This window comes from Bradyrhizobium pachyrhizi (assembly GCF_001189245.1).
Taxonomy (GTDB): domain Bacteria; phylum Pseudomonadota; class Alphaproteobacteria; order Rhizobiales; family Xanthobacteraceae; genus Bradyrhizobium; species Bradyrhizobium pachyrhizi.
In genome coordinates this window covers 218,102-222,866 of sequence record NZ_LFIQ01000039.1, presented here as the reverse complement: position 1 = coordinate 222,866, position 4,765 = coordinate 218,102, and the positions used below count along the sequence as shown (strand labels likewise).

General features: G+C 66.3%; 4 protein-coding genes. 2 read left to right on the top strand and 2 right to left on the bottom strand.

Annotated features, from left to right (window positions below):
* Window positions 1-90: 90 nt before the first annotated feature.
* On the bottom strand, window positions 91-1,464 hold the full coding sequence (locus AKL29_RS05815) for a serine protease (protein ID WP_050383439.1): 1,374 nt from the start codon (window positions 1,462-1,464) through the stop codon (window positions 91-93).
* Between the two features lie 226 nt (window positions 1,465-1,690).
* On the opposite strand from AKL29_RS05815, the gene AKL29_RS05810 reads away from it, so the two are divergent.
* Complete coding sequence (locus tag AKL29_RS05810) at window positions 1,691-2,494, top strand: HesA/MoeB/ThiF family protein (protein WP_028337567.1); 804 nt, start codon at window positions 1,691-1,693, stop codon at window positions 2,492-2,494.
* Between the two features lie 212 nt (window positions 2,495-2,706).
* Here AKL29_RS05810 and AKL29_RS05805 read toward each other — a convergent pair whose 3' ends face one another.
* Window positions 2,707-3,714, bottom strand: a complete 1,008-nt coding sequence (locus AKL29_RS05805; protein ID WP_050383438.1) for an aldo/keto reductase — start codon at window positions 3,712-3,714, stop codon at window positions 2,707-2,709.
* 121 nt (window positions 3,715-3,835) lie between these two features.
* Between AKL29_RS05805 and AKL29_RS05800 the strand changes: the two genes are divergently transcribed.
* A complete protein-coding gene (locus AKL29_RS05800; RefSeq protein ID WP_050383437.1) occupies window positions 3,836-4,747 on the top strand; it encodes a LysR family transcriptional regulator in 912 nt (303 codons plus the stop codon).
* The last annotated feature ends 18 nt before the right edge of the window (window positions 4,748-4,765 follow it).

The window sequence follows — 4,765 nt, the reverse complement described above, 5'->3', positions numbered from 1 at the left end:
GTATGGGTCCCGGCCTGCGCCGGGACGACGAAATGGACAGAACCCGGGCTGCGCTGCCGGATCACCCGCATGCGCGGGCGACGGCTTGAATTATTTCCTGACGCAGATCACGCGGACCACGGCGGCCATGGCGTCCGCCGAGTCGCCCGACGCGGTGACGCCGTGCGCCTTCAGGAAGCTGCGCACCGTGTCGGCCGGCACCAGCGCGGCCTGCGCCGGCGGCGCCGCGTTTGCGGGGCCCGCAACGATGACGGGCTTCAGCACCGCGATGCCGGCAAACCTGCCGCCGCCGTCGAGCGCCGCCGCGCCGGAGAACCCGAGCGCCGGCGCCGGTGACAGCGCCTGATCGCCGCCGCCGGTCTGCGCGACCGAAGCCTTCACGCTGCTCGCGGCCGCGCCGCCGCCCTGGCTCTGCGGATCGGCGATCCCGGTGATGTCGAACGCGGTCTGCGTCGCCTGGCCTGCGATATTGAGCGGCTTCAGCCCGCGCGCGCCGTAGATGCGCAGCAGCGCGAGATCGTGATCCTTGTCGTCGGCGATCCGATCGGCATTGCCATAGCCCGGGATCGTCAGCGCGATGCAATCGTCGGTCGCCACGCGATCGGTCACGATGGCACCGTCGTCGCTGACCACCACGCCGGTGGCATATTCGACGGTCTTGCGCGGCGGCGGACCGGCCTGCACGGCGGACGGAAATGCGTTGAAGGCGCTCGACATCGCGATCACCACCGGCTCGATGGTGGTTTGCATCGCCTGGTCATAGAGGATGGTGAGGATGCGGACCTCGTCTCCCTTCAGGGTGCCGCGCAGATAGAACTTCTTCAGGCCCTGCATGCCCGACAGCACGAAGAAATCCGGCTTCACCACGGTGTAGTCGATGGTGCGCCCGGCCGGCTCCTTCTTTTCCTGCTCGGCAAGCTTTGCGGTGGTCGGACTGGCTTCCTTGCGCCGGGTCAGCAGCACCTGGACGGTGCCGGTCGGCGAGGTCCATTTGGCCCCGGCGGCATCGCTGGTGAGCTGCGGCACCAGCTTGGTGGGAATGCCGAGCCGCGCCCCGGTGGCCGGCTCGGTGACGATCCGCCAGCCGACACCTTCCTGCTTCCGCCGCGCAGTGTCGGCGAGCACGCCGCGCTCCTGCGGGTTCAGCACGCCGGTCGGCTTGCCGCCGCGCTTCTTCTGGAATTCCTTGATCGCATTGACCATGCGCTCGCTGACGTCGCCGGCAATGGCGCCGTTATATTCGCCGACCCAGGCGAGGTCGGATTGCAGCGCCAGCCGCTCGGCCTGCGTCATCGCGCCAGCGGTATCCTCCGGCTTCTGCAAAGCGGGGCGTATCGGCACCGTCGTCACGGTCTTCGGCTTCGCCCCCGCCGTCGAGGGCGGGGTCATCTGGGCCTCTGCCATGCCCATCCCTGTGACCGTAATGGAGGCGGCCATCAATGTTGCCGAAAGCACCGATCTCATGACAAATCCGGGGGGAATGACTGACACCATTGACGTCCAGGCAATTAAGCACATCTGCTTGGTCGGCAACAACCGCGCTCCGGTTCAGGGAGTGCGTCAACCCTCATCCTGAGGAGCGGCGAGAGCCGCGTCTCGAAAGATGAGGCCAGAGAACCCGGCCTCATGGTTCGAGACGCGCTTCGCGCTCCTCACATGAGGGGATCGATATGTGGGAACTGATCGAACAATGCTGACTGCCGACGAACTTGAACGCTATGCCCGCCACATCGTGCTGCGCGAGGTGGGCGGCCCCGGCCAGAATGCGCTGAAGCAAGCGTCGGTGCTGGTGATCGGCGCTGGCGGCCTCGGCGCGCCTGTGTTGATGTATCTGGCTGCCGCCGGCGTCGGCCGGCTCGGCGTGATCGATGACGATATCGTCTCGCTCTCCAATTTGCAGCGCCAGATCATCCATGCGACGTCCGATATCGGCAAGCGCAAGGTCGACAGCGCGGCGGCGCAGATCCATGCGCTCAATCCGCATGTGACGTTCGAGGCGCATCCGATGCGACTCACCGCCGACAATGCGATGGCGCTGATCGCGAACTACGATCTTGTGCTCGACGGCTCCGACAATTTCGAGACCCGCTATCTCGTCGCCGATGCCTGCTTCCTCGCGAAGCGGCCGCTGATCACGGCGGCACTGGGGCAGTTCGACGGCTCGCTGACCACGATCCGCGCGCACGAGAAGAATGCGGACGGCGAATTCAACCCGACCTATCGCTGCCTGTTTCCGGAGGCGCCGCCGCCGGGCACGGTGCCGGCTTGCGCCGAGGCCGGCGTGATGGGTGCGCTCGCCGGCGTGCTGGGGTCGATGATGGCGCTGGAGGCGATCCGCGAGATCGTCGGATTCGGCGAGGGCCTGGTCGGTCGCCTCCTGATGGTGGATGCGCGCGCGATGCGGTTCGAAACCCTGCGCTACGCGCGCGATCCGCAGAACCCGCTCAATGGCGATGGGCCCGCCATCACTGACCTCAGCGTCCATCGCACCTGATTGCTGTCGTTAGAGCCTTTCCCGTTCCGAGAGAATCGGAACGGGACTCCAGACTCTTGTTGTGACGCGTTTTCTTCACGCGAACCGGTATCCACTTCGCTCGAAAACGCTCAAAAGCGCGATGAGATTAGGTTGAATCGTCATCGCGCTTTGGCCTTTTGTTTGAGCATGATCTTTTCGGAAAACCGCTTCGCACTTTTCCCGATCATGCTTTAGGTGCTGGCCCGCTTCTCGCTGTCGAGATGCGCCATCTGCTCGGCCGCATAGCGCGTGCCGGCCGCGATATCCGGCGGGAAGGCTTTAGCCAGCGCTGCGAGATGAGCCTGCGTCAGCGTCAGCTTGGTCGCGCCGAGCGCTTCGGTGAGACGGTTGCGGGTGCGGGCGCCGACCAGCGGCACGATCTCCTTGCCCTGCGCCGCGACCCAGGCGATTGCGACCTGCGCCGGCGTTGCTCCGATCTCGGCGGCAATGGCGCGCAACTGCTCCACCAGCGCGAGATTGGCATCGAGGTTCGCGCCCTGGAAGCGCGGCGTCATCAGCCGGTAGTCCCTGCCGATCTTGCCGGACTCCTTCGACCAGTGGCCGCTGATCAGCCCGCGCGCCAGCACGCCGTAGGCTGTGATGCCGATGCCAAGCTCGCGGCAGGTCGTCAGGATATCGCGCTCGATGCCACGCTCGATCAGCGAGTATTCGATCTGGAGATCGACGATCGGATGCACGGCATGAGCACGGCGGATGGTGTCGGAGCCGACCTCGGACAGGCCGATATGTCTGATGTAGCCGGACTTCACCAGATCGGCGAGGCCGCCGATCGTCTCCTCGATCGGAACGTTGGGATCGAGACGTGCCGGCCGGTAGATGTCGATGTAGTCGGTGCCGAGACGTTGCAGCGAATAGGCGAGGAAATTCTTCGTCGCGGCCGGCTGGGTGTCCATTCCGGCGAATTCGCCCGCGGGGCCACGGAGCGCGCCGAACTTGACGCTGATCTGCAGCCGGTCGCGCGCGACGTCCTTCAGGGCTTCCTGCACCAGCATCTCGTTGTGACCCATGGCGTAGAAGTCGCCGGTATCCAGCAGCGTGATGCCGGCATCGAGCGCCGCATGCACCGTGGCGATGCTCTCGCCGCGGTCGGCCGGGCCATAGACCTCGGACATGCCCATGCAGCCGAGGCCGAGGGCCGAGACGGTGGGCCCGGTTGAGCCGAGTTTGCGTGTGTCCATGTGGATGCTCCTCGAACGCTTGCGGCGGAAAATCCGTCGCCAAATGCCGAGGTGATATGGGCCGGCCGGCTTTCGCCGATAAGCTGGACAATCGCGAATGACTTGTTCACTATATCGAACAATGCAGGATTTCGACCTTCGCGACCTCGACGCCTTCGTGGCGGTGGCGCGCACGCGCAACTTCCGGCGTGCGGCGCTCGAGCAGCGCGTCTCGGTCTCCAGCCTCAGCCAGCGCCTGCGCGACATGGAGGAGCGGCTCGGCGTGCGCCTGATGAACCGCACCACCCGCAGCGTCGCGCTGACCGAGGCCGGCGAACTGCTGCTGGCCCGCGTCGCGCCGGCCATGGTCAACGTCGCCGATGCGATCACCGAGGTGCGCGGCCTGCGCGCCGAGCCGTCGGGGCGGTTGCGCATCAACGCGCCGCCGCCTGCGGTCGATCTCGTGCTGGCGCCGATGATCGCGCCGTTCCTCGCCAGATATCCGCGGGTCGAACTCGACGTCGTCGCGGAGAGTGCGTTCGTGGACATCGTCGCGCAGGGCTTTGACGCCGGCGTGCGTTACGGCGAGCACCTGGCACAGGACATGGTCGCGGTCCCGCTTGGCGCGCCGCAACGTTACGCGATCGTGGCGTCCAGTGAGTATGTCGCAAAGCACGGCCGGCCGATGCATCCGAAGGATCTGCTGGCGCACCCCTGCATCCGCAGCCGCTTCAGCAACGGCGTGATGTTCGATTGGGAGTTCGAGAAGAACGGCCGCGTGGTGAAGATTTCGCCGCCGGCCAGGCTGACCGCGACCCATCTCGGCCTCGCGCTGCGTGCAGTCCATGACGGCGTCGGCTACTGGGCGACGTTCGAGGGCTATGTCCGCTACGGCGTGAAATCCGGCGCGCTGGTCAGCGTGCTCGACGACTGGTGCCCGCCGTTCGACGGACCGTTCCTCTATTATCCGAGCCGCCGTCAGCCGCCGCCCGCGCTGGCCGCCTTCGTGTCGTTCGTCGCCGACTGGCGCAAGCAGGCGCGGCGGAAGAGATAGGGCAGGCTGTCACCACAT

What these genes read in the sequence shown, in the direction of transcription:
- AKL29_RS05805 (WP_050383438.1), bottom strand. Translation starts at nt 3,714, where the DNA reads ATGGACACACGCAAACTCGGCTCAACCGGGCCCACCGTCTCGGCCCTC.
- AKL29_RS05810 (WP_028337567.1), top strand. Translation starts at nt 1,691, where the DNA reads ATGCTGACTGCCGACGAACTTGAACGCTATGCCCGCCACATCGTGCTG.
- AKL29_RS05815 (WP_050383439.1), bottom strand. Translation starts at nt 1,464, where the DNA reads ATGAGATCGGTGCTTTCGGCAACATTGATGGCCGCCTCCATTACGGTC.
- AKL29_RS05800 (WP_050383437.1), top strand. Translation starts at nt 3,836, where the DNA reads ATGCAGGATTTCGACCTTCGCGACCTCGACGCCTTCGTGGCGGTGGCG.